At 65.8% G+C, this 22,221-nt stretch carries 23 protein-coding genes and 1 pseudogene; 11 read left to right on the plus strand and 13 right to left on the minus strand.

From position 1 onward, the window contains the following. Positions 1-19: 19 nt before the first annotated feature. Both NLR35_RS17330 and NLR35_RS17335 read left to right on the plus strand, forming a co-directional pair. Entirely contained in the window at positions 20-685 is a 666-nt protein-coding gene (locus tag NLR35_RS17330; RefSeq protein ID WP_257167775.1) for an HAD hydrolase-like protein, read from the plus strand. A 119-nt stretch (positions 686-804) separates the two neighbouring features. Further along, positions 805-1,482 carry a nitroreductase gene (locus tag NLR35_RS17335; RefSeq protein ID WP_257167728.1) on the plus strand — a complete coding sequence of 226 codons (678 nt, stop codon included), beginning with the start codon at positions 805-807 and terminating at the stop codon, positions 1,480-1,482. Between the two features lie 97 nt (positions 1,483-1,579). Here the strand turns inward: NLR35_RS17335 and NLR35_RS17340 are convergent, their stop codons facing one another. From NLR35_RS17340 to NLR35_RS17350, 3 genes are all read right to left on the minus strand, one after another. Next, the gene (locus NLR35_RS17340) at positions 1,580-1,954 is read right to left on the minus strand and encodes a nuclear transport factor 2 family protein (protein WP_257167729.1); all 375 of its coding nucleotides are present in this window, start codon (positions 1,952-1,954) and stop codon (positions 1,580-1,582) included. A gap of 74 nt (positions 1,955-2,028) precedes the next feature. Then, complete coding sequence (locus tag NLR35_RS17345; RefSeq protein ID WP_257167730.1) at positions 2,029-2,469, minus strand: nuclear transport factor 2 family protein; 441 nt, start codon at positions 2,467-2,469, stop codon at positions 2,029-2,031. A 41-nt stretch (positions 2,470-2,510) separates the two neighbouring features. Further along, on the minus strand, positions 2,511-3,266 hold the full coding sequence (locus tag NLR35_RS17350; RefSeq protein ID WP_257167731.1) for an SDR family NAD(P)-dependent oxidoreductase: 756 nt from the start codon (positions 3,264-3,266) through the stop codon (positions 2,511-2,513). 95 nt (positions 3,267-3,361) lie between these two features. On the opposite strand from NLR35_RS17350, the gene NLR35_RS17355 reads away from it, so the two are divergent. After that, positions 3,362-4,270 (plus strand): LysR family transcriptional regulator, encoded by a 909-nt coding sequence (locus NLR35_RS17355; protein WP_257167732.1) that lies wholly within the window; start codon positions 3,362-3,364, stop codon positions 4,268-4,270. Between the two features lie 83 nt (positions 4,271-4,353). On the opposite strand, the gene NLR35_RS34330 is transcribed toward NLR35_RS17355, so the two are convergent. After that, on the minus strand, positions 4,354-4,935 hold the full coding sequence (locus NLR35_RS34330; RefSeq protein ID WP_374940826.1) for an alpha/beta fold hydrolase: 582 nt from the start codon (positions 4,933-4,935) through the stop codon (positions 4,354-4,356). A 179-nt stretch (positions 4,936-5,114) separates the two neighbouring features. Next, positions 5,115-5,594 (minus strand): Lrp/AsnC family transcriptional regulator, encoded by a 480-nt coding sequence (locus NLR35_RS17365; RefSeq protein WP_257167734.1) that lies wholly within the window; start codon positions 5,592-5,594, stop codon positions 5,115-5,117. A 131-nt stretch (positions 5,595-5,725) separates the two neighbouring features. Between NLR35_RS17365 and NLR35_RS17370 the strand changes: the two genes are divergently transcribed. After that, the gene (locus NLR35_RS17370; RefSeq protein ID WP_257167735.1) at positions 5,726-6,118 is read left to right on the plus strand and encodes a nuclear transport factor 2 family protein; all 393 of its coding nucleotides are present in this window, start codon (positions 5,726-5,728) and stop codon (positions 6,116-6,118) included. A 967-nt stretch (positions 6,119-7,085) separates the two neighbouring features. On the opposite strand, the gene NLR35_RS17375 is transcribed toward NLR35_RS17370, so the two are convergent. Both NLR35_RS17375 and NLR35_RS17380 read right to left on the minus strand, forming a co-directional pair. Beyond that, entirely contained in the window at positions 7,086-8,000 is a 915-nt protein-coding gene (locus NLR35_RS17375; RefSeq protein ID WP_257167736.1) for a phosphoribosylaminoimidazolesuccinocarboxamide synthase, read from the minus strand. 39 nt (positions 8,001-8,039) lie between these two features. Continuing rightward, on the minus strand, positions 8,040-8,957 hold the full coding sequence (locus NLR35_RS17380; RefSeq protein ID WP_257167737.1) for a pirin family protein: 918 nt from the start codon (positions 8,955-8,957) through the stop codon (positions 8,040-8,042). A 140-nt stretch (positions 8,958-9,097) separates the two neighbouring features. Here NLR35_RS17380 and NLR35_RS17385 point away from each other — a divergent pair, with 140 nt between their 5' ends. Both NLR35_RS17385 and NLR35_RS17390 read left to right on the plus strand, forming a co-directional pair. Beyond that, on the plus strand, positions 9,098-10,162 hold the full coding sequence (locus NLR35_RS17385; protein ID WP_257167776.1) for a helix-turn-helix domain-containing protein: 1,065 nt from the start codon (positions 9,098-9,100) through the stop codon (positions 10,160-10,162). 141 nt (positions 10,163-10,303) lie between these two features. Continuing rightward, positions 10,304-11,710 carry a serine hydrolase gene (locus NLR35_RS17390; RefSeq protein WP_257167738.1) on the plus strand — a complete coding sequence of 469 codons (1,407 nt, stop codon included), beginning with the start codon at positions 10,304-10,306 and terminating at the stop codon, positions 11,708-11,710. Between the two features lie 8 nt (positions 11,711-11,718). Here the strand turns inward: NLR35_RS17390 and NLR35_RS17395 are convergent, their stop codons facing one another. Next, complete coding sequence (locus tag NLR35_RS17395; RefSeq protein ID WP_257167739.1) at positions 11,719-13,086, minus strand: MmgE/PrpD family protein; 1,368 nt, start codon at positions 13,084-13,086, stop codon at positions 11,719-11,721. Positions 13,087-13,206: 120 nt separating this feature from the next. Here NLR35_RS17395 and NLR35_RS17400 point away from each other — a divergent pair, with 120 nt between their 5' ends. Continuing rightward, entirely contained in the window at positions 13,207-14,349 is a 1,143-nt protein-coding gene (locus NLR35_RS17400) for an FUSC family protein (protein ID WP_257167740.1), read from the plus strand. Between the two features lie 2 nt (positions 14,350-14,351). On the opposite strand, the gene NLR35_RS17405 is transcribed toward NLR35_RS17400, so the two are convergent. From NLR35_RS17405 to NLR35_RS17420, 4 genes and pseudogenes are all read right to left on the minus strand, one after another. Continuing rightward, positions 14,352-15,734 (minus strand): MATE family efflux transporter, encoded by a 1,383-nt coding sequence (locus NLR35_RS17405; protein ID WP_257167741.1) that lies wholly within the window; start codon positions 15,732-15,734, stop codon positions 14,352-14,354. 661 nt (positions 15,735-16,395) lie between these two features. Then, positions 16,396-16,854 (minus strand): hypothetical protein, encoded by a 459-nt coding sequence (locus NLR35_RS17410; RefSeq protein WP_257167742.1) that lies wholly within the window; start codon positions 16,852-16,854, stop codon positions 16,396-16,398. Positions 16,855-16,896: 42 nt separating this feature from the next. After that, positions 16,897-17,256: pseudogene (locus NLR35_RS17415) on the minus strand (DUF5071 domain-containing protein); the annotation flags it as partial. Positions 17,257-17,301: 45 nt separating this feature from the next. After that, positions 17,302-18,015 (minus strand): HEAT repeat domain-containing protein, encoded by a 714-nt coding sequence (locus NLR35_RS17420; RefSeq protein WP_257167743.1) that lies wholly within the window; start codon positions 18,013-18,015, stop codon positions 17,302-17,304. Between the two features lie 68 nt (positions 18,016-18,083). Between NLR35_RS17420 and NLR35_RS17425 the strand changes: the two genes are divergently transcribed. Beyond that, entirely contained in the window at positions 18,084-18,848 is a 765-nt protein-coding gene (locus NLR35_RS17425) for a LuxR family transcriptional regulator (protein ID WP_257167744.1), read from the plus strand. Between the two features lie 133 nt (positions 18,849-18,981). Next, positions 18,982-19,719, plus strand: coding sequence for a sterol desaturase family protein (locus NLR35_RS17430; protein WP_257167745.1), 738 nt, complete (start codon positions 18,982-18,984; stop codon positions 19,717-19,719). A 173-nt stretch (positions 19,720-19,892) separates the two neighbouring features. Here the strand turns inward: NLR35_RS17430 and murA are convergent, their stop codons facing one another. After that, on the minus strand, positions 19,893-21,188 hold the full coding sequence (gene murA, locus NLR35_RS17435) for a UDP-N-acetylglucosamine 1-carboxyvinyltransferase (protein ID WP_257167746.1): 1,296 nt from the start codon (positions 21,186-21,188) through the stop codon (positions 19,893-19,895). A 222-nt stretch (positions 21,189-21,410) separates the two neighbouring features. Here murA and NLR35_RS17440 point away from each other — a divergent pair, with 222 nt between their 5' ends. Together NLR35_RS17440 and NLR35_RS17445 are read left to right on the plus strand one after the other, a co-directional pair. Beyond that, positions 21,411-21,710, plus strand: a complete 300-nt coding sequence (locus tag NLR35_RS17440; protein WP_257167747.1) for a nucleotidyltransferase domain-containing protein — start codon at positions 21,411-21,413, stop codon at positions 21,708-21,710. After that, positions 21,707-22,219: a hypothetical protein gene (locus tag NLR35_RS17445; RefSeq protein WP_257167748.1), complete on the plus strand. Its 513-nt coding sequence runs from the start codon at positions 21,707-21,709 to the stop codon at positions 22,217-22,219. The genes NLR35_RS17440 and NLR35_RS17445 overlap by 4 nt, the downstream gene beginning before the upstream one ends. Positions 22,220-22,221: the final 2 nt, after the last annotated feature.

A 22,221-nucleotide genomic window follows, 5' to 3' on the forward strand; every position in this document is an offset into this window, starting at 1 on the left:
GCCGCGCCTATGCTCGGTCATGTCCCAGCTTCATTCGGTCCTGCTCGACCTCGACGGCACCCTGATCGACTCCCGCCCCAGCATTGCCGCGAGCGCGCTGGCGGCGTTGCGGTCGCTCGGTCATGCGCCTGACGAGACCCTCGACTTTACTGGATTCATCGGACCGCCCTTGCAGGACATGATGCATGTGCTGCTGCGGGCCCATGGCGACGACCGTGTCGACGAAGCGGTCCTGGCCTATCGGCAGCACTATGGTGACGTCGGCCTGTTCGACTGCGCGCTCTATCCCGGCATCCGCGATGAGCTCCACGAGATGCATCGCGCCGGCTTGCGGATCTATCTGGCGACATCGAAGCGCGAGCTGTTCGCGCGCCGCATCTTGGAGCATCTCGATCTGGCGTCGTATTTCCAAGCCATTCACGGCTCGGTGCCGTCAGGCGAGCTCGACCACAAGCCCGAGCTGCTCGCGCATATTCTCATGGAGCGGAATATCGCAGCCCAGCATGGCGTGATGGTCGGCGACCGGCGCCACGATGTCGCCGGCGCGCACGCGGTCGGCATGCGCAGCCTCGGCGTGCTCTGGGGCTATGGCGGCCGCGATGAGCTGGAAACCGCGGGCGCTGACCGTCTGGTGGACAATCCGTCCGATCTGGCGCGCACGGTCCTGTCGATGCTGACGCGCTAGCTCCAGGCGAGCGCATAGCCGGCGCATCGACGCCTGGTATCGCCTTGCAATCTTGCGCCGGAGCTTAAAAGCCGCGACAATCGCGAACAAAACAATGTCAGGGCAGGAATACCACGCGCATGAACTTCGATGACGTCATCCTCGGCCGCCGCAGCATCCGCGGCTACAAGCCCGATCCCGTGCCCAGGGCGCTCATCGAGGAGATCCTCACGCTGGCGATGCGCGCGCCGTCCTCGATGAACACCCAGCCGTGGAATTTCTACGTCATCACCGGCGAGCCGCTCGATCGCATTCGCGCCGGCAACACCGAGCGCATGCTCGCCGGCGTGCCGCAGTCGCGCGAGTTTCGTATCGGCCAGCCCTTCGACGGCCAGCATCGTGAGCGCCAGATCGGCGTCGCCAAGCAATTGTTCTCCGCCATGGGCATCGCGCGTGACGACAAGGACAAACGCCAGGACTGGGTGCTGCGCGGCTTCCGTCAGTTCGACGCGCCGGTCTGCATCATCGTGACCTACGACCGCGTACTCCACGGCAGCGACGACACGCCGTTCGATTGCGGTGCCGTGACCACGGCGCTCGTCAATGCCGCCTGGTCGCGCGGCCTCGGCGCCGTCATCAACAGCCAGGGCATCATGCAGTCGCCCGTCGTGCGCGAGCACGCCGGCATCGCCGACGACCAGGTCATCATGAAGAGCATCGCGCTCGGCTGGCCGGACCACGACTTCCCAGCCAATGCCGTGGTGTCGGAGCGCAAGTCGGTGAAGGACGCGACGGTGTTCGTGGGGTTCGAGGAGTAGCTGGGGCCTCATGGTTCGAGACGCGCCTCCGGCGCTCCTCACCCCGAGGAGCCCGCCGCAGGCGGGCGTCTCGAAGGGCGAGGCCTACCGGAGTCGTCTAAGCCGCCGGGTTCAATAGCACCCAAAGCCGTGCGATCCGGCCATCGACGATCTCCGCCACGTCAGCGCCGGTCACTGCCACCGGTCCGTCTTTCGGGCCTGCCTGCCAAGGCAGATGCGCCATTCCATGGTGACCCACTGCGGCGGCGACGGGCACGAAGACGAAATCAGGTCCGAACTGCTGGAGCAGATCTCCGGCGACGCGGGAAATCTCGGCCCGACCGCTGACGATGTTGGTCGGTTCGAACATGATGGGCGTCTCAACGAACAGCTCGGCGATCGCCTCCGCGCGCTTTGCCGGATCGCGCTCGTTGAAGACGCGATTGAGGTTCGACCGGAGAAGATGGTCGTACTCGTCTGATGGATTCGACATGACTCGTTCCTGTGATTGCCTGGCGTTCCCGCGCGCGGTGAGGCCGCACGCGGTGCTGTCGTGATCGATGTGGTTCAGTGGCTCGCCGGGTTGGCGAGATTGCCGAGCAGGCCGAGCTGACCCATCATGATGGTGGCGGCCGTATAGCAGTGAAACGATTTCACCCTGCCGTTTTCAAGGTGAAAGACATCACAGCACGGCGCGTGGATCTCGCGACCGGTCGCCGGGATCGTGCCGAGCGGCAGCGCTAGCGGGCCCTTGTGCGTGCCGTTGAGCGACAGCTCGACCACGACGACCTCGCCTTCGACATAGATGCGATCGAGCGCCCGATGCATGTCGGGAAATGCTTCGGCATAAATGTCGACGGTCTTGCCGACGTCCGTGCCCTCGTAGCGCTTGCCGGCGGACACGTCCCAGAAGTAGCCGTCGTCGGTGAACATGGCCGTGAAGCCGCGCGAATCCTGGACCTCCGCGACCTCGTAGAGCTTGCGGATGATGCGTTCATTCTCAGTCATTGGCTTGTCTTTCACTTAGGAGGAATCCGCAGGATGCGGCCTCACACCTGCGCCTGTCCGCCATCGACGAACAGCTCGGCGCCGTTGACGAAACTGGAATCATCCGACGCAAGGAACACCGCCGCCTTGGCGATCTCGTCGGGGTCGCCGACCCGTCCGAGCGGAATGCGCGAAGCGAGATAATCAAGCAGCCCCTGCTGCTGTGCTGCGTCGGGGCCGGCGAGTTCGACGAGACCAGGTGTCTTGGTGGCGCCCGGGCTCAGCGTGTTGACGCGGATGTTTCGGTCCTTGAGGTCGAGGATCCAGTTGCGCGCGAAAGCGCGGACCGCGGCCTTCGAGGCGCCGTAGACGCTGAACGCGGCCGTGCCCTCGGTGCCCGCGGTCGAGCCGGTCAGGATCACCGATGCGCCGTCGCGCAATAGCGGCAGCGCCTTCTGTACGGTGAACAGGACGCCCTTCACGTTGCGGTCGAAGGTGTCGTCATATTGCTGCTCGGTGATCTGGCCGAGCGGCAGCATCGAGCCGCCGCCGGCGTTGACGAACAGCACGTCGATGCGGCCGAAATCCTGCTTCACCTTCTGGAACAGGGTATCGAGGTCCGCGAGCTTCGCCGCATCCGCCTGGACGCCGGTCGCGCTCCTGCCGATGGCGGCCACGGCGGCCTCGAGCTCCGGCTTGCGCCGTCCCGTGATGACGACCTGGGCGCCTTCGGCGGCGAACCGCTTGGCGGTCGCGAGGCCGATGCCGCTGGTGCCACCGGTGACGACCGCGATCTTTCCGTTGAGCTTCTGGGACATGGTGGTTTCTCCTGTCGTGATGACCAACAGAAGATGGCGGGGGCTTCAGCATTCCGATATAGAAACATTTGAAAGCTATCATTGCAGGAAAGTCGATGTTGTCTACTCGCTTACCCGATTTCGAGGGTCTCGCGCTGCTGGCGAGGGTCGCCGAGGAGCGCTCGTTCGCCGGCGCCGCCCGCGCGCTCAACCTCTCGGTGGCAACCGTCTCTCGGGCGATCACCCGCCTGGAGGACCGGCTCGGCGCCCGGGTATTCAATCGCACCTCGCGCAAGGTGGCGCTCACCGATTTCGGCCGGACGCTTGCCGAGCGCGGCGCGCGCATGCTGCGGGAGGCCGAGGAAGCGGAAAGCGCTGCGCGCGAATTGTCGAGCCGGCCGCGCGGCACCATCAATCTCGCCGTGCCGATGTCGTTCGGTCTGCGCGAGGTCAGCCCGCTGCTTCCCGCCTTCGTGCGCGAATTCCCCGAGATCACGCTCAACCTGCATCTCAGCGACGCCACGGTCGACCTGATCGGCGGCGGCTTCGATGCCGCGTTGCGGATCGCGGCACTCCCCGACTCATCCTTGATCGCCAGGCGCCTGCGGCCGATGGGCCGGTTCCTCGTGGCGTCACCCAGCTACATCGCCCGCTACGGCCGGCCGCAATCGCCCGCCGAGCTGAATGTCCATCATTGCCTCGGCTACGCCTATCGCGCACGGACAGCGACATGGCACCTCACGCACAGCGACGGCCGCGAGGCCGCGGTGACACCGACCGGACCGCTGTCGGTGACCAACGTCGATGCGCTGCTGCCGGCCCTGTTGGACGGCATCGGTATCGCGGAGTTGCCATGCTTCGTCGCCGATCCCCACGTGGCCGGGGGCCGGCTGGAGATCCTGCTGCCGGAATGGAAGCTCCCGGGCGGCGGCTTGTACTTCATCACGCCGGCCGCGCACGTGCGGCCGGCAAGGATCGATGCGTTGAGTGAATTCCTCGCCAGACACCTGTCACGAAGTGATTAGTCTGTTCTGGTCTCACAATGTCGATTGACGGCGGGTCTGCATTGGCAGCTCCTCTCGTGCAGGACTCGCAAAATGCCGTCGCTTCACTCCAATTGGCTACAGAACTCGTCGATAGCCGCCGCCGCATTCACGTGGGTCGCCAGCAGCATATGTGGCGCGTCCAGCCATTTCAGCTGGCAGTCGGGTCGGAGCGCAAGGAACTCGGCGACGTATCTGGGGTGAACCATCCAGTCCCGGCTACCATGCAGGCAAAGCATCGGACATCTTGTCTGGCTGAGGCGGCTGCGCCGATCCACTCGGAGTACATCGTTGGCCCGTGCCCTGATGATGTCTCGCGGTACTGCGCTCAGGACGTCGCTCAAGCGCAGCTTCAAGTCCGATGGTGCCGCAGACCCGATCAAAACCATGGAAATCATTCGCGTCGGAATCCAGCTGAGATCGAGCAGCGACGTGAACAACGCCAGCCATGTCGGCAGCGGATGATGCGCAAAGCTCGATGCGAGAATAAGCCCTGCGACGTGCGGCTGTGTCGCTGCGATCTCGATGGCGCTCGGGCCTGAAAACGACTCGCCTAGGATGACGAAGGGCGTGCGGGGCAAACGTTCGATGACAAAGGCCGTGAGCTGGTCGTAGTCGAGGCAAAGATCGGCAGGGTATGCGACGATATGCGTGAGACCATGCGCCGATAGACGTGCGGCAAGAGGCTCAGCAACTCTCCCGTTCCGTCCATGCCGGGCAACAGGATGATGGGGGTGTTCGTGCTCAGGCCCATGACGAAGCTGCCGCGTCCTTGTGCGGGCGACGCCCTGAAATCATTGGTTTCACCGGTCGCCTGCGCTCGTCCTTACAGTCGCGGCCCCAGCGGCAACGGGGCCGTCGCCTTGCGGGTCTGAATGGCGATGTTGCTTTTGACCTCCCGGACGATCGGCAGGTTCAGCAATCGTTCGACCAGGAAGCGACGGTAGTGCTCCAGATCGGCCGTCACCACTTCGAGCAGGTAGTCGGAGTCTCCGGACACCAGATGACAGGCGAGAACTTCGGGCATTGCGCAAACGGTGTCCTCAAAGTCCAGCGCATGCACGTTGGCGTGCCCCTCGATCTTGACGGCGAGATACGCGGAAAAGCCGAGCCCGACGCTGTCGCGGTTGAGGACCGCGCGATAGCCCTGAATGATGCCCTCGCGCTCCAGCCGCTTCACGCGCCGAAGGCAGGGAGAAGGCGAGAGTCCGACGCGATCCGCAAGTTCGACATTGCTCAACCGTGCATCTGCTTGCAGCTCACCGATGATGCGTTGGTCGATGGCATCGAGCGTGGTTTTTGGCATGTCTCGTCCCATTCGGATGCTGAAAGGACCGTTCGTTGCGCGGAGGGATCGAAAGCTAGCATGGTTCGCAAGGACATGCCCCCGCATTCCGCGCCAAGATCATCTGATGTCAACGACCCGGTGATCTGGAGATGAAAGATACTGCTTTGCACCAAGACGTCCTCGCTGCCATCGATCGCTATTTCGACCTGATGTTCGATTCCGATGTGAGCCGCTTCGATCGCGTGTTTGCACCGACCGCCCAGCTGCACGGCTTTCGCGGCCAGGAGCTGCGCGTCCTGACCGCGGCCGCGTATCGCCGCGTGTTGGAGACAACGCCATCGCCCGAGGCGAAGGCGGCGCCGCGCCAGCAGGAGGTGCTGCTGATCGACCTTGCAGCCCCGTCACAAGCGCTTGCGAAGGTGAGGGTCAGGGTCGATCAAACCCTGTATGTCGACTATCTTTGCCTCCACTTGATCGACGGCGAGTGGCTGGTGACGGCCAAATCGTTTCATGTCGAGCGGCAGTTTGCGGGCGCCGATTGACGGTGGATTGGCTTGATGTCCTGCGTCACTCAGCCTGTAGGCCGTAGGGCGGGCAAAGGCGCGCTCGCATTGTTTCGGCTCGGGCGCCATGCCTCTCGCGCCGTGCCCACCGCGACGCTTGCTCGGCTCCCGATGGTGGGCACGGCGCGATCGACAGGGCCCGCCGATCGCGGCAGATGGGCGCGCCTTTGCCCACCCGACGGCCACGAAAAGGTGAGACAGGCCAAAAAAGAATTCGGTTGCTATTTTTCAGAAAACGTGCTCTACTCCACGCATCCCGTCCTCATGCTGAGGGGCGTACGCGTCGTCACGATACGTAGAGGCGGGGAGCGGTGGCCGCGGGTCTGTCAGGTGCTGATGCGCTGGACGATTGACTGCTCGCGGACGTTCAAGCCGTGTGGTCCTGGCGCCCCGAAGCTGGCGCTAAGCCGGCGTGACATGACGTGTCGCGCTGATGACGGGGGCAAACAAGCCGGTCCCCGGGGAGAGCACGGAGCAGACGTTAAACCCATCGCGCAGGGAGGGCCGGGATGTCTCGGCTGAACCTGTGGTGACCGCCGCGTGCATTTTTTTTTCGCACGCGGGCCATGGGAGCAGCCAGCTCCCGGCCTTCCCTGCGCCCTCGCGATTTCGGGGCGAGATCGATTCAGCAGAACTCGGGCATAACAAGCCGCGAGGTCGATGCGGCGCGTCGAGGATGATCTTCGTTCGAAGTATTTGGAGTGGGAAGACGCCAGATGCGGCCGGTCGGTGCTCACCTTGCCCCGCTTGCGGCAGGGCTAATACCAGGTTTTCGCGACCAACAATTCCGGCAGTTAGTGACTCCGTCATGCCCGGGCTTGTCCCGGGCATCCACGCGGTTCTCAGCGTGCTGAACGACGTAGATGGCCGGGACAAGCCCGGCCATGACGATGTGGAGACGGACGAGCGCACCACTCCAATCGTCGGATGCGACAGCTCCGCCCCTTCAGATCGTCAGCTCACTTCCCGTGACCCGCCGGAACGCCTCGAGATAACGCTGGCTCGTCGCGTCCACCACGCTCTGCGGCAGCGGCGGCGGTGGGGCGTCGCCGTTCCAGCGGCCGGCCTTGCGCTCGGAATCGAGATAGTCGCGCAGCGGCTGCTTGTCGAAGCTCGGCTGCGGCTTCCCCGGCTGATAGGCATCGACCGCCCAGAACCGCGAGCTGTCCGGCGTCATCACCTCGTCGATCAGGATGATGTTGCCATCCTTGTCGCGGCCGAACTCGAACTTGGTGTCGGCGATGATGATGCCCTGCTCGCGCGCCAGCGTTTCGCCGAGCGTATAGACCGCGCGCGTCATGCTCTCGAGCGTGTACGCCGTGTCGTCGCCGACCACCTCGCGCATCCGGGCGATGGTGATGTTCTCGTCATGACCGGTCTCGGCCTTGGTCGCCGGGCTGAAGATCGCGGGCTCCAGCTTCTGGCTTTCGACCAGGCCCGCCGGCAGCTGCTCGCCGGCCAGCGTGCCGCTGGCCGCATATTCCTTCCAGGCGGAGCCCGAGAGATAGCCGCGGATCACGCATTCGATCGGAAACACGGTGGTGCGCTTGCACAGCATTGCGCGGCCGAGGATCTCCTCGCGATGCGGTGCGAGCGCCGGCACCTCGGCGATGATCGTATCGGTGTCGGCCGAGATCATGTGGTGATGCACGACGCCTTCGAGCGCGTTGAACCAATAGGCGGAGATCTGCGTCAGCACCGCGCCCTTCATCGGGATGGTCTCGTTCATCACGACGTCGAAGGCGGAGATACGGTCGGTGGTCAGCAGCAGCACGCGGTCGTCGCCGACGGCATAGATGTCGCGGACCTTGCCGCGGCCGATCTTCGGAAGCGGCAGATTGCTGGCGAGAAGCGTGGTCATCGTTCAGGGCCTTCGAAAGGGAGCATGGTTCCCCATAGCCTATTCCGGCAGCGGAATGAACTCGTGCTCCTGCGGAACGGCGGCGAAGCGGCCGGTTTTCCAGTCCTGCTTGGCCTGCTCGATGCGCTCCTTGCTGGAGGAGACGAAATTCCACCAGACGTGGCGCGGCCCCTCCAGCGCGTCGCCGCCGAGGAACATCATCCGGGTCGGCTTCACCGTGCGCACGCTGATCGCGTCGCCCGGGCGGAAGATCAGGAGCCGCGGCCCCTCGTGGCGCTCGCGCGCGATCTCGATTTCGCCATCGACGATGTAGATCGCCCGTTCCTCGTGATCGGGATCGAGCGGCACCACCGTGCCGGCCTGCGCCCTGACCTCGACATAGAACCAGGGCGAGACCATCGTCACCGGCGAGGCTTTGCCGAACGCCTTGCCGGCGATGATCCGCGCGGAGAAGCCGGTGTCGCTGACGGTCGGCAGCGCGCCGGCCGCGTAGTGCTGGAAGCTCGGCGCGATCTCCTCGGATTCAACCGGCAGCGCGATCCAGCTCTGCAGGCCCAGCATCTGCTGGCCGTTCTGCCGCTGGACGTCCGGCGTGCGCTCGGAATGCGCGATGCCGCGGCCGGCGGTCATCAGGTTCATCGCGCCGGGCTGGATCTCCTGCACGTTGCCCTCGCTGTCGCGATGCATGATCGCGCCGTCGAACAGATAGGTGACGGTGGCAAGCCCGATATGCGGATGCGGCCGCACGTCCATGCCCTTGCCGGAGACGAATTGCACCGGGCCGAAATGATCGAAGAAGATGAACGGGCCGACCATCTGCCGCCGGCCATGCGGCAGCGCGCGGCGCACGGCAAAGCCGTCGCCGAGATCGCGGGTGCGCGGCACGATGACATGCTCCAGCGCATCGCAGGAGGTGGGATCGCCGAATTCGGGGTCGATCGATGGCTGCCAGCTCATGGGGCGCTCCTGAGATGTGGACGTTGGAGCTTAGCAGTTTCGCGCAGGCGAGGGCAGGGCATGAGGTCGCGATGTCCGTGCGATTTGAACGCCGCAGCGCTCCGGCCTAGAGTTCCACCGCCGACAATGGACTTGTGATGATGCCGCTCGAACACGTCGATCTCGCGCTCCGCGCCGCTGCCATCGCGCTGCTCGCCGTGCTGGCGGTGACGCTGTGGCGCGATCTGGGCAAGCGGTCGGTCGGCCGGCTCGCGATCGCGCTGGCGCTCGGCTCGGCCGCGCATGCCATGACGTTCAACATCGGCGCCACCGCCACGCCGTCGCCGGCGTTCGCGCCGCTGATTGCGATGGCGACAGCCGATGTCGTGGTGCTCTGGCTGTTCTGCCGCGCGCTGTTCGACGACGGTTTCGCACCGCGTGGGCTGCACGGCCTGATCTGGCTTGCGGTGGTCGGCTTCAGTCTGATGAGCTGTCTCGTGCTCGGGCCAGGCGGACATGCGCGGCTCGCGATCGTCGCGAACAACCTGCTGGCGCTCGGCTTCGTCGGCCTGACGCTTGGACAGACGATCCGCTCCTGGTCGGCCGATCTGGTCGAGGGCCGCCGTCGTGTCCGCGCCTTCGTCGTCATTGCGGCGCTTGGTTACGGCGGCGTCAACGCGCTGCTGCAGATGTTCGCGGCCGGCACTGGTCCGTCGGAGTTCGCCAACGTCGTCAATGCGGCGATGTTCTTGGCCGTCGTCGGCACCGTCACGCTGATGCTGCTGAAGGTGGGCGCCGCCGACGTCTTCGCCGCGGAGGCGCCGCGCGCCGCGGTCAGCGTACCGGCGCCCGTCGCGGCGGCCGAGCCAGCCGCCAACCGCAAGCTGGTCGAGGCGCTGATGCGGCTGATGGCGGACGAGCGGATCTACCGCCAGGAGAACGTCACCATCGGCATGCTGGCGAGCCGGCTTTCCATTCCCGAATACCGCCTGCGGCGGCTGATCAATGGCGAGCTCGGCTACCGCAACTTCAATACCTTCCTGAACAACCACCGCATCGAGGAGGCCAAGGCCGCGCTCGCCGATCCCGCCCAGGCCGAGGTGCCCGTCATCACCATCGCGCTGGACGCGGGCTTCCAGTCGCTGGGCCCCTTCAACCGCGCCTTCAAGGCCGCGACGGGCGTGACGCCGACCGAGTTCCGGCGCCTGCGGCTGGCGCCGGCGTGATGATTTCAGCATTGAAATCACAGAGGATTTCCGAAATCGGCGAGACCTTCGCCAATTCCGGCAAGTGCATCTTTCGAAATCGGCGAGCCTCCAAGCTCCCGTCGCGGTGTGGTCCGGCAGGTCCCTCTGCCGGAGCTCTCCATGACCCGCCGCCGCCTGCTGCTCACTGCCACCGCCGTGACCGCTCTTACTGTTGCCGCCCTCGGAGCGGCTCGCGCCCGGGACGTGCCGAAAGTCGCGACGGGCTTCATCGCCAGCGTTCTGTGCTCGGAGACATTCGTCTCCGGCCTCGACCCGGACCGTGTCCTGTCCGAGACCCGGTCCGCCATGCCCGGTGCGGGCCTGCTGACCTGGGCGATGGATGTCCGCGTCGATCGCCCGGCCAAGAACGTCACCGTGACCCTGCTCGGGCTCGGCCGCAGCCGCGCGGTGTTTCGCGACGGTCTCGGCTGCCACATGGATCATGGCGAGGGTGGGGATTGGCCGACCATCCGGCCGTCGCAGCCGCAGCCGGCTCTCCTGCCGGAAATCGCTCCGCCGCATGTCGTGCCGCCGGCCACGCCTGCCCTCGCCGCAGCGCTCGACCATGCCTTTGCCGAGCCGGAGGCGCCGCCGTTCCGGCGGACGCACGCGGTCGTCGTGCTCAAGGACGGCAAGCTGATCGCCGAACGGTATGCGCCGGGCTACACGATCGAGACGCCCTTGCTCGGGTTCTCCGCGACCAAGTCGATGACCGCGACCCTGATCGGCATTCTCATCCGCCAGGGCAAGCTCGCGCTGGACGCGCCGGCGCCGGTCGCGGCTTGGCAGCGAGAGGGCGACCCGCGCCGGGCCATCACCGTCGATCATCTCCTCCGCCACACCGCCGGGCTCGCGCTCGGCAGCTCGTTGCAGGCTTCGTTGCTGTCGGCGCTGGAGCCGGTCAACCGGATGAAATTCGTCGAGCCCGATCGGGCCGCCTACGCCGAATCCATTCCACTCGAAACCGCACCGGGCACCACCAGCAACTATCACGATGGCAACACCGTCATCCTCTCTCATCTCATCCGCGACGCCGCCGGCGGCAGTGCTTCGGATGTCCTTCGCTTCGCGCACCGCGAGCTGTTCGATCCGCTCGGCATGCGCAACGTCACCATCGAATTCGATGCCGCCGGCACGCCGGAGGGTTCGAGCCAGATGCTGGCCCCGGCGCGCGACTGGGCGCGGCTTGGCCAGCTCTATCTCGACGACGGCGTCCTCGGCGGCCGTCGTATCCTGCCCGCAGGCTGGGTCGACTATGTCGCCACTCCCACACCCGGTGCCTTCGTCGGCCTCGGCGCCGGCTTCTGGACCAATCGCGGCGACAGCTTTGGCGCCAACTACCGCATCTCCCATGGCTGGCCGCGCGATGCGTTCTTCGCCAAGGGCACGATCGGTCAATATGTCATCGTCATCCCCTCCGAGCGCCTGGTCATCGCGCGCTTCGGCCGCACCGTGAACTGGCCGCCGGAGGCCGACGGCGTGGCGCAGCTGGTGAGCGAGGTGATCGCGGCGACGCGAGGGGAATGACGCATGCGCTACGTTCTCCCCAAAGCGGTGGCCTGCTCGACACGCTCGAACCGCTCCAGCGACAAGATCGCATCGGCGAAGGTTTGCGCACGGCTGCTCAGCACCGGACGGGCGAGGGTGATGAATTTGTCGCTCATCGCCTGCGCCGAGGGGAACGAGGTCGGCTCGCCCGAGGGATCGTCATGCAGGCGTTCGTGCACGCCGTCCTCGGTTGTGATGGTGACGCGCGCGCCGAACGGATGGCTGCGGCCTTCCAATTTGTCGTCCTGCACGACGTCGAACTTGTCGGCGAGCGTATTGATCGCGTTGTCGCCGAGCCTCGTGTAGTCGTCCCAGCCGAAGCGGCCCTGGTCGAGCGCCAGCGCGCCGGTGAAGAACATCGAGAACTGGCCGCCGACGATCGAGGTCGGATGCCGCTTGGTGCTCGCGTCGCCCGTCAAGGTGATGCCGTTGCGATGCAGGCCGATCTCGACGCGCTTGATCTGGTCGGGAGTGAGATTGTGCTCGCGGCGCAGCGCGATGATGGCGTCGATCGCGGCGTGGGTGTAGCGGCAGCTCGGATAGGGCTTCACACCGATCTTCATCGTCTCGTAGGTCGTGCCGAGACCCGCGACCGCCTTCTCATGATGCGGCGTGTCGGTGTAGCCGACCAGCAGGCCGTGCTTGCCTTCGACGGATTCGATCGCACCGACGAAGTCGTTCTTGGCGAGCGTCGCGGCAATGACGCCGTTCATCGCGGAGGCGCCGACCTGATAGCGCTTGTTCCAGGCGCCGTTGACGAGAAACTGCAGCGATCCCGCGGCCTGGCTGCCGGAGACGCCGAACGCGTAGATCAGCTGCTGCTCGGACAATCCGAACAGTTTGCCCGCAGCGGCCGCGGCGCCATAGGTGCCGGCGGTCGCGGTCGGATGGAAGCCTCGGGCATAATGCGAGGTCGGATCGAGTGCGTTGCCGAGCCGGCAGCACACCTCGTAGCCGGCGACAATCGCGGTCAGCACCTCGCGGCCGGACGCACCGACCATCTCGCCGACGGCGAAAGCCGCCGGGACCACCGGCGCACTCGGATGCAGCGAGGAATCGGCGTGGGTGTCGTCGAAGTCGAGCGAATGCCCCATCGTGCCGTTGAGCAGCGCCGCCACCGCGGGCGTCCAGGTTCTGCCATCGCCGAACACGGTGGCTTCGCCCGCCGCATCGAGCTTCAGAGCCGCCAGCATGTTGACTACGGACGGTGTCGATTCCGCCTCGCGCCGGGCGCGGATCGCGCTGCCCAGAAAATCCAGCGTCAGCACCTTGGCGCGGTCGAGCACCTCGGGCGGGATATCGTCATATTTCAGCTCTGCGACATAGGCGGCGAGCGTTGCGGTTTCCTGGGCCATCGTGTTTCCTCACATCGTTGCGGCGACCGTAGGCAGACTGATTCCGCCTTTCAAGCCGGTTCCGCGCCGCGAAGAGCTGCCATGCCGGGACCGCGCTGGTCCGTTCGAGGTGAGTGACTGATGCCGTCGATGAAGGAGCTGTTCGGCCGGGTGCGCGCCCGCAAGGCGCAGATGTCGCTCGCCGTCCGCGGCACGGTGGCGGCGACGCTCGCCTTTGCCATCGCCACCGCGCTCCAGCTCAAGCTGCCGCTGTGGGCGGTGCTGACCTCGCTGATCGTCACGCAAGGCAGCGTCGGGCGCTCGCTGAAGGCGACGCGCGACTACATGTTCGGCACCATCGGCGGCGCGATCTATGGCGGCGCCATCACCGTGTTCATTCCGCATTCCGGCGAGCTGCAACTGCTGGGCATGCTGATTCTGGCGGTGACGCCGCTTGCCTTCATCGCTGCGCTCAATCCGAGTCTCAATGCCGCGACCGTCACCGCGGTGATCGTGCTGCTGGTGCCGACCATGGGTCATCTCGACCCGCTGGGTTCGGCCGTCGATCGCGTGTTCGAGGTCGCCGTCGGCGCGCTCACCGGGCTTGCCGTGTCGTTCGTGGTGCTGCCGTCCCGCGCCCATGTGCAGATGCGTAGCGCCGCCGGACGCCTGCTCGAACTGATCGCAGCCGCTTTCACCGAGCTGCTCGCCGGCCTGTCGCGCGGCCGCGACAACGACGCGCTGCACCGGATCCAGGACGGCATCGGCACCGCTTGGGGAGAACTGAACGCCACCGGCGCCGAGGCCGAGCGCGAACGTTCTGCGCGGCTGTCGTCCGGCGCCGACACCGGTCCGCTGCTGCGGACCATTCTGCGCTTGCGCCATGACGTCGTCATGATCGGCCGCGCCAGCGTGGTGCCGCTGCCGTCGGAGCTGCAGGCGCGCCTGTCGGGACCGGTGACGCGCGTCAGCGACGCCATCGCGGGCTATCTGCGTGGTTCTGCCGCGGCTATCCGCAACGGCTCCGGCCCGCCGGCGATCTGGCCGGTTCACGTCGCCGTCAAGGCCTATGCGGAAGCCGTGGCGGCCGTGCGCAGCGACGGACTCACGCGCGGCCTGCCCGGCGATGCCGCCGAGCGCTTCTTCGCGCTCGGCTTCTCGCTCGACCAGATGCGGCAGAACTTGATCGACCTCGAGCGCGTGGTCGCCGAGTGGGCCGGCACATCGACCGGCAAGCCGCACCGGCCGGAGCCGGTGGAGAGCTCCGATACCGCCGGAGCCTGACATCATCGCGACAGCCGCAGGAAGCGCAGCACGAGCAGTGCGGCGTAGATCGCGGTGCCGAGCGACAGCCCGATCCAGATGCCGATCGCGCCGAGCGCAGTGTGCAGGCCCAGCCCGTAAGAGGCCGGAAAGCCGATCAGCCAATAGCCGAGCACGGCAAGCAGCAAGGGAATGCGCGTATCCTTGATGCCGCGCAACGCGCCGACCGCGATGGTCTGCAGTGCGTCGGTGATGAAGAAGGTCGTCCCGACCAGCAGCAGCGTGGCCGCGAGCGCCGCCGTCGCTGTTGCATCGGCACCGCCGGAGCCGATGAACAGCCGCACGATGTCGAACCGCGCGAGGATGATGCCGAGCGTGAACGCGACCGCGAGGACGAAGCCGAGCAGCAGCGCCATCAGTCCGGCGCGGCGGACGCCATGTGCATCGCCGCGTCCGGCGGCATGGCCGACGCGCACGGTCGCGGCCATGCTGATGCCGAACGGCACCATGAACAGGATCGCGGTGATCTGCAGCGCGATCTGATGCGCGGCCAGCGCGGGCGTGCTGATCAGCCCCATCAGGATCGCGGCCGCCGAAAACAGGCCGTATTCGAGCAGAAAGGACAACGAGATCGGTGCGCCGATGATCAGCAACTGCCGCATCAGCGGCCAGTCGATCTGTCCCGGTCGTGCCAGGATGTGATAGTCGCGGAAGGGCGGACGCGCGACGGCAAACCATAGCCCGGCGAGAAAGGTTGCAAGATTCACCGTCGATGTCGCGAGCCCGACGCCGGTCAGGCCGAGTTGCGGAAAGCCCCAATGGCCGTAAAGCAGCGGATACACCAGCAGTGCGTTGAGCGGGATCGCCGTGAGCGTGATCCAGAGCACCGGCTCGGGGCGATTGACCGCACCCATGAAGCTGCGCAACGCCAGGAACCACAGCATCGGCGCGACGCCCCAGGCAAGGCCGGCCAGATAGTCCTGCGCGAGATGCGCCACGCCTGGCGTTTGCCCGAGCGCCAGCAGGATGGCCTCGCCGTTCAGCGCGATCAGCATGATCGGCAGCGCGATGAAAAGACCGGTCCACAGTCCCACACGCAAGGCGCGGCGGACCAGTCCGGCATCGTCAGCGCCGAATGCCTGCGCGGCCAGCGGCGCAACGGCCGACATTAGGCCCATGCCGAAGGTCGAGCCGACGAAATACACGGTACCGGACAGAGCCGCCGCCGCGACCGCATCGCCGCCGAGCCGGCCGATGAGGGCGAGGTCAGTCGACATCATCGCGATCTGCGACAATTGCGTCAGCGCCATCGGCGCGGCGAGCCGGATCGTCTCCCAGAGTTCGAGGGCGAGCGGTGGTGCCGGCGCTTCCGGCGGCGCGGTCTCGGTTCCAATGCTGCGGGTCATGGGCGCGGCTATAGCAGCCTTGGCGAGCGCATGCACATCACCGCGGCATGTTTCACGGCATGGCCGTGCGGCGTGTGGGCGCAGTTTGGCCTGGGTATCGACGATCATGTTTCGCGTCGCATCTTGTCGCCCGCGGCTCCGCGGTCTCGCGGCGCGTTTCGCGCCCGAGCTCTACCGGATCGGCGGCCCTCGGAAGTGAGAGGGCGCAGGGAAGGCCGGGTGCTTGACCACACCCATGGCCCGCCTGCAAAAGAAGTAGCAGGCGGCAGTCACCACAGGTGGGCCGCACAACCGGCCTTCCCTGCGCAATGGTTGGAACGGCTATACGTACTCTCCTCGGTGCGCCGGGCTTGTTGGCCACCGTCACCCGCGGATCGCCCGCCGGCTTGACCTCAGCGTCGGGAGGCCAGGACCATACGATTTCGCCGTATGCGACGTCTCATTCGTCCACGTACCAGCCTCGGGGCGCTACCCAAGTGCACGCTGTGAGCCGCCGCATCCATCGCATCCCACCCTCAACGGTCCGTGACGATCGCGAAGCGTCCCTCTCATGAGGACGGGATGGGTGTAGTATTTCTGAAGTTCGGAAATAAAGCAAGCGAAAATTCTGAAAAGCGGTAGTCAACCCGCTGGGGGCTTGGCTGAGCTGGCCTTGCCAGCCTCAGCCATCCATGCGGGCGACGAGCGCTTCTGCGCCACGGAGCTCTACGACCAATATGTGGTTCGGATCGGTCCGCGAGTCGAACGACATCTCCCACTCGGCCGGGCCCTCCATCGGAGCCGGAATCGAAAAGCTGGTCAGCATAAATTCCGCCTCGAACGGAACGTCGATCGATCTTCGAAACCACCGCTCATACCTGGGCCGTGCGACCTGAGGGACATTTCCCATGATCTCGACGTAGTGGTGCTTGACCCATGCGAAGAACTCGCGCTGTTGTGCATTGGGCGGCTGCCGTTCGCCGGGGGCGTCGATGAAGAGCTCGATTTCGACTCCCGTGGGCGAGAATAGCCGCCTCGCTTCCCAGTAGGATCCCATGGAGACGAGGCGCCCGAAGAACGCGTCATCGATTTTGAGTGGCTTGCCGATCAACCTCGAAAGCCACTTGCGTACCAGCCCCATTGTCTTTGCCTCGGCTGTCCCGCCAGTGCTCGATGGTCAAGACTACCCGAAATGCACGAGGACGTCGCGCGCCTGATGGTCGAGCTCTTCCTGTCGTTCGCTCTCCGTCGGCGCATGACAGAGGCGCGCCAGCTCCGGGCGGAATTGCGCGGCGACATCCTCCGGAAGCGACGGCATGATCCAGCCGAGGATCCAATACTTCCAGGCCTGATCGTCCGATCTCAGGACATGCCAGATGTGCGGCGCCATGGGGGCGCCGATCGCGGCAAGGAACGGCGCGAGAATGTGAGCCACGGGCCAATTGCCGTCCTGCAGCCATGCCGTCAGCTGCGGCAGGATCGGGGCAACGGTGGGATAGCCGGCCTGGACGGCCGCGCGGGCGCGATCGAGGTCATGCTTGCTGCGTGGAACGAGATCGTGGACGTACGTCCTGCATGGGGGCCTCGGCTAGCGGCGCTCTATGCCGACGGCATCGGAATTGTCGTCATCCGAGCGACGCGCGCGGAGCGTGGTGATGGCCTTCTCCGCCGCCTTCCGAACATGGCCGTCGCGATCGGCGCACAGCGTGTCCATGATGGGAATCGTCGTTGGGGCGCCGAACGCGGCGGCCAGTTCGCACGCCCATACGCGATGCCGAGGCAGGTCGTCGCCGCGCAAATCCTCGAACAGCTGCTGCCAATCGGCGGCCGTGGCCTGTGCGCGCAACACCCATGCGGCCTCGCGCTTCACTGCCAGATCGGCATCGCAATTGTAGATGCGATGGACCGCTTCAAAGTCCGTTGGCCGCCAGATCGTGCCCAGCGCTCGGATAGCGACTTGTCGCGTGGCTGGGGACCGGGTGCGCAGCAAGCGCGCCACGGCGTCGTGGGCCTCATTCCATGCCCAGTCTTTGATGACCTCGCAGCTTGCGCGCACGACATAGTCGGACGTGTCGGTGAGTGCGGTCAAGACGACGTCGCGCAGGCCCTGCCCGTTCGGGTGCCGGCCGATGATCTCGATCGCGGTTCGACGGATGAACTGGTCGGCGTCGGCTGCCGCTGTGCGCAAGATCGCCAGCGACGCGGCGTCGTCGCGCGTCACCAGCGCGCGGAGCGCGTCGTGCGTGACCGAAGCTAAGCAGACACCTGTCATGATCTTGCAGAGAGTGGATGACGTCGACACGACTTTACCCGCTGATCGCGGCGTAAGGCAGGCCGTTTGTGCTATAATCAGATGTCAGGACCAGGGGGATGAGCGTGCGTGGCGCGAAGGATGGCAAGTCCGGGCTCGGGGACGCGGAGAAGTCTCGGCCCGACCTCAACGCCTGGATCGAGGCGCTCGGTGCCGTGCCGGGTGGGACCGTGACCGAGGATCAGATCCTCGCCTGGGTCGAGGGGCCGCTGCGCCGCTTCTTTCCGTTCCAGCGCTTTCTCGGCGCCTATGGCCGGCTCGTCGGCGGCCGTATCAGAATGCAAAATCTGGTGACATCGGGTTATCCGGACGATTTCGTGGCGGGGCTCGAAGAGAGCTTCGATCTCGGCGCGCGCGGCTGCTTTGCTTGGTGGGTGCAGAACCGCGCGGCGTTCATTCTCGATCCCTCCGATCCTCCGTCATTCGCGACCGCGCGCGAGCTCGACGAGATCAGGCAGCTGTCGCTGGGTGTCGTCGCGGGGCACGGAGTCATCGATCCCTTCGCCAGTGCCGGCACCTATCTCAGCTTTGCCGGGGTCGTGGCCGACCAGCCGCAGCAGGTTCGGATGTCTCTGAACCTGATCGCGCCGGTGCTGCACGCGCTGTTCCTTGCCACCGAGCAGGTCGCGGCGCCGCGGCTCGATCTCGGCAAGCTGACGGAGCGGCAGCGCGAGCTGGTCGATCTCGCGCTGATGGGTCTGCCGGACAAGACGATCGCGACCCGCCTCGGCATCTCCGAGCACACGGTCGGCAATCATTTCCGGGTGATCTATGAGCGGCTCGGCATCAGCAAGCGCAGCCAGCTGATTGCAGCGCTGAAGTAGTTGCGCCGGGGCTCACCGGGAGCCGAGCGCCCACCTAGCACGTACGTGTCATCGACGAGCGCACACGTCTGGTGCTGTCCTGGCGGCCAGAGCGGATCGCGATCATGGGATCCGCGATCCCAGGTGAGCCGCCATGACCTCGCTCGTCATTCCTCCACTGCTGACCGCCGCCAGCGCCGCGGCCTTCATGACGCTCGAACGCGTCGCCCCCGGTCGCGAATTGCCGAATGCCCCCGGCTGGTATGGCCGGGCGCTGATCGTCACGCTGTCGCAGGTCGGCATCACGCTCATGACCTGCGGGCTGTGGATGCATCTCGTCGACGGCAGCTCGCTGTTTGAGTTGCGCACCCTGCGCTCGCCGATGTTGCAGGGCTTCATCGCCTGGTTCGTCGGCACCTTCTTCTGCTACTGGTGGCACCGCATTCGCCACATGAACGGCTGGTGGCGGCTGTTTCACCAGATCCATCATTCGCCGAGCCGCATCGAGACGGTGACGTCGTTCTACAAGCACCCGATCGAGATCCTGGCCGACGGCATGCTCGCCGCGCTCATCCTGTTCCCGCTGCTCGGCTGCTCGTTCGCGGGCGCGTTGTGGTTCAACCTGTTCGCGGCGACCGGGGAGTTCTTCTATCACGCCAACTACAAATCGCCGCGCTGGTTGAAATATTTCGTCCAGACGCCGGAGCTGCATTCGCTGCACCACGAGCTTGACGTGCACGCGGGCAACTACGGCGACCTGCCGATCTGGGACTGGCTGTTCGGGACCTATCGGGATGCTGATGAATTCGCAGCGCGCTGCGGCTTTCCGGGTCAGAGCGAGCAGCAGCTCGGGCGCATGCTGATGTTTCAGGACGTTTATCACGATGCGTAGGGTGGGCAAAGGCGCGCCACGGTGTCTCAGTTGCGTACGATGCCGCTCGCGCCGTGCCCGCCGTGAGGGCGTCGTGTGCGGCTCGATGGTGGGCACGAGCCGCCTTGCGGCGGCTCTTTGCCCACCCTACGGTCTCTCGCCAATGTCGCGGAGACGGTATTGCTTGAATGAGATTACCGTCCCCGTTCCGGCACCCGCGTGATCTTGGCTCCCAGCGCATTCAACCTCTCGTCGATGCGCTCGTAGCCGCGTTCGATCTGGTCGGCGTTGTCGATGATCGAGGTGCCCTCGGCGCAGAGCGCGGCGAGCAGCATGGACATGCCGGCGCGGATGTCGGGAGAGACGACGCGGGCGCCGCGCAGACGGTTCGGGCCGGACACGATGGCGCGGTGCGGATCGCACAGCACGATGCGGGCGCCCATTGAGATCAGCTTGTCGACGAAGAACATCCGGGACTCGAACATCTTCTCGAACATCAGGATCACGCCCTCGCATTGCGTGGCGGTGACGATCGCGATCGACATCAAATCGGCGGGGAAGGCCGGCCAGGGCTGGTCTTCCAGCTTCGGCACGTGGCCGCCGAAATCGTCCCGGATCTTCATGGTCTGGTCGGAAGGCACGACCAAGTCGTCGCCGGAGACCTCGCAGATGATGCCGAGCCGCTCGAAGCCCATGCGGATCGAGCGCAGATGCTCGGTGCCGGCGCGCACGATGCGCAGCGGCGAGCGGGTCACCGCGGCGAGCCCGATCAGCGAGCCGACCTCGATGTGGTCGGGCTGGATCGCATAGGACGCCTGGCCGAGCGTGCTCGCGCCGTGGATCACCATCGTGTTGGTGCCGATGCCCTCGATGTTGGCGCCGAGCGCGACCAGGAAATGCGCGAGATCCTGGACATGCGGCTCCGAAGCCGCATTGCGCAGATAGGTCGTGCCATGCGCGGCGACGGCGGCGACCAGCGCGTTCTCGGTGGCGGTGACGCTGGGCTCGTCAAGGAAGACGTCGGCGCCCTTGAGGCCGGAGGCGCGCAGCTCGATCTTGTCGCTTGCGGTGACTGTGGCGCCGAGCTGCTCGAAGGCGAGGAAATGCGTGTCGAGACGGCGGCGGCCGATGACGTCGCCGCCGGGGGGCGGCAGCGCCACTTCGCCGCAGCGGGCGAGCAGGGGACCTGCGAGCAGGATCGAGGCCCGAATGCGCGCGCAGAGGTCGGGATCGAGATCGGCGGCGCGAATGTCCTTGGCATGGATCGCGAGCCGGTTCCGCCCGCGCCATTCGGCGGAGGCGCCGACCGAGCGCACCAGCTCCACCAGCGTCTCGGTGTCGCGGATGCGCGGCACGTTGTCGAGCGTGACCGGATGGTCGGTCAGCAGCGCCGCGGCGATGATCGGCAGCGCCGCGTTCTTGTTGCCCGACGGCTCGATCGCGCCCTTGAGCCGCTGACCGCCCTCGACGATGTATTGAATGGGCGCCATGCGCGAAAGGTCCGTTCTGAGAGGGTAACAGGGCAACGCCGGGCGGGGCGCAACCCGCATGGTCGAGTGAATAACACGGCTAAGGCGGGCCGGCCACCGGCGCGGCTCGAGCCTGTCCCGGTCAAATCCCGGCCCGGCGAGGCATTGTGTTCGGTCTCGGGAACGCTGATATTCACGCAAGGAGTCGCCATGACCGATGTGGTCACAGTGTCGGAACGGAAGGTGCGCGAGACCGCAAGACGGCGGCGGGCGGCGGAGGCCGTCATGACGGGTCTCAGGGCGTTCGCGAAGCGATGCGGCGGCCACTTCATCGTCTTTGGATCGGTCGCCCAGCAGCGCCTGTCATTCGACAGCGATTTCGACGTCATCGTCGATGTTCCGCCCGAGCAGGAGGTCGCTGCCGTTGAATTCGTCGAGGACCTGTGCCGTCAGCATGATCTACCAGCCGATATACATCTCAGGTCTCAGGTGAGCGAGCGCCTGCTGGCGCGCATCGCCGGTCATTCGGTCATCTTGCCATGAGCGATGATCGCTGGAGCGATGTGGAGGCTGACCTGGCCAGTGCCACCAATCAGCTCGGCATGGCAATCCGGACGTTCGAGCGGGGTGGCTTCGATTCCGATGATCCCGATACCGCATGGGAGCGTTCGAATGCGTTCCTGCATGGGATGGAAACGGGATACACTCTGCTGGAGAAGGCGATCAAACGCGTTCTCGACATCCTTGGTGAGACCAGCCCGTCCGGCGACGCCTGGCATAAGGATCTGATCGACCGGGTCTCCCGGCCGATGCACGGGGACAAAGGCAGGCCAGCCATGTTCGATGCTGCGCTCCGCCTTGATCTGCTGGAACTGATGAGGATGCGTCACCGTGCCAGGAATGCCGTCTACGACGACTTCGACGCGTCGAAGGCGGGGCCATCGGTGGAAGCAGCGGCGCGCGTCCTGCGCCGGATTTCTGGCGCGATCACGCAATTCAAGATCGTCGTCGATCCCGAGCCCGGCAACGACGATGTTGTCGGGCCGCGCTAGAG

The sequence above is a fragment of the Bradyrhizobium sp. SRS-191 genome (genome assembly GCF_024586915.1).
In the GTDB taxonomy this organism is placed as follows: domain Bacteria; phylum Pseudomonadota; class Alphaproteobacteria; order Rhizobiales; family Xanthobacteraceae; genus Bradyrhizobium.

Excerpts from the sequence above, each read along its gene's own strand:
- NLR35_RS17345 (WP_257167730.1), bottom strand. The coding sequence starts at position 2,469 with ATGACTGAGAATGAACGCATCATCCGCAAGCTCTACGAGGTCGCGGAG.
- NLR35_RS17340 (WP_257167729.1), bottom strand. The coding sequence starts at position 1,954 with ATGTCGAATCCATCAGACGAGTACGACCATCTTCTCCGGTCGAACCTC.
- NLR35_RS17400 (WP_257167740.1), top strand. The coding sequence starts at position 13,207 with ATGCCGTCGATGAAGGAGCTGTTCGGCCGGGTGCGCGCCCGCAAGGCG.
- NLR35_RS17410 (WP_257167742.1), bottom strand. The coding sequence starts at position 16,854 with ATGGGGCTGGTACGCAAGTGGCTTTCGAGGTTGATCGGCAAGCCACTC.
- NLR35_RS17370 (WP_257167735.1), top strand. The coding sequence starts at position 5,726 with ATGAAAGATACTGCTTTGCACCAAGACGTCCTCGCTGCCATCGATCGC.
- NLR35_RS17330 (WP_257167775.1), top strand. The coding sequence starts at position 20 with ATGTCCCAGCTTCATTCGGTCCTGCTCGACCTCGACGGCACCCTGATC.
- NLR35_RS17430 (WP_257167745.1), top strand. The coding sequence starts at position 18,982 with ATGACCTCGCTCGTCATTCCTCCACTGCTGACCGCCGCCAGCGCCGCG.
- NLR35_RS17380 (WP_257167737.1), bottom strand. The coding sequence starts at position 8,957 with ATGAGCTGGCAGCCATCGATCGACCCCGAATTCGGCGATCCCACCTCC.
- NLR35_RS17375 (WP_257167736.1), bottom strand. The coding sequence starts at position 8,000 with ATGACCACGCTTCTCGCCAGCAATCTGCCGCTTCCGAAGATCGGCCGC.
- NLR35_RS17365 (WP_257167734.1), bottom strand. The coding sequence starts at position 5,594 with ATGCCAAAAACCACGCTCGATGCCATCGACCAACGCATCATCGGTGAG.
- murA (WP_257167746.1), bottom strand. The coding sequence starts at position 21,188 with ATGGCGCCCATTCAATACATCGTCGAGGGCGGTCAGCGGCTCAAGGGC.
- NLR35_RS17350 (WP_257167731.1), bottom strand. The coding sequence starts at position 3,266 with ATGTCCCAGAAGCTCAACGGAAAGATCGCGGTCGTCACCGGTGGCACC.
- NLR35_RS17355 (WP_257167732.1), top strand. The coding sequence starts at position 3,362 with ATGTTGTCTACTCGCTTACCCGATTTCGAGGGTCTCGCGCTGCTGGCG.
- NLR35_RS17425 (WP_257167744.1), top strand. The coding sequence starts at position 18,084 with ATGAGCGTGCGTGGCGCGAAGGATGGCAAGTCCGGGCTCGGGGACGCG.
- NLR35_RS17405 (WP_257167741.1), bottom strand. The coding sequence starts at position 15,734 with ATGACCCGCAGCATTGGAACCGAGACCGCGCCGCCGGAAGCGCCGGCA.
- NLR35_RS17390 (WP_257167738.1), top strand. The coding sequence starts at position 10,304 with ATGACCCGCCGCCGCCTGCTGCTCACTGCCACCGCCGTGACCGCTCTT.
- NLR35_RS17445 (WP_257167748.1), top strand. The coding sequence starts at position 21,707 with ATGAGCGATGATCGCTGGAGCGATGTGGAGGCTGACCTGGCCAGTGCC.
- NLR35_RS17335 (WP_257167728.1), top strand. The coding sequence starts at position 805 with ATGAACTTCGATGACGTCATCCTCGGCCGCCGCAGCATCCGCGGCTAC.
- NLR35_RS17385 (WP_257167776.1), top strand. The coding sequence starts at position 9,098 with ATGCCGCTCGAACACGTCGATCTCGCGCTCCGCGCCGCTGCCATCGCG.
- NLR35_RS17395 (WP_257167739.1), bottom strand. The coding sequence starts at position 13,086 with ATGGCCCAGGAAACCGCAACGCTCGCCGCCTATGTCGCAGAGCTGAAA.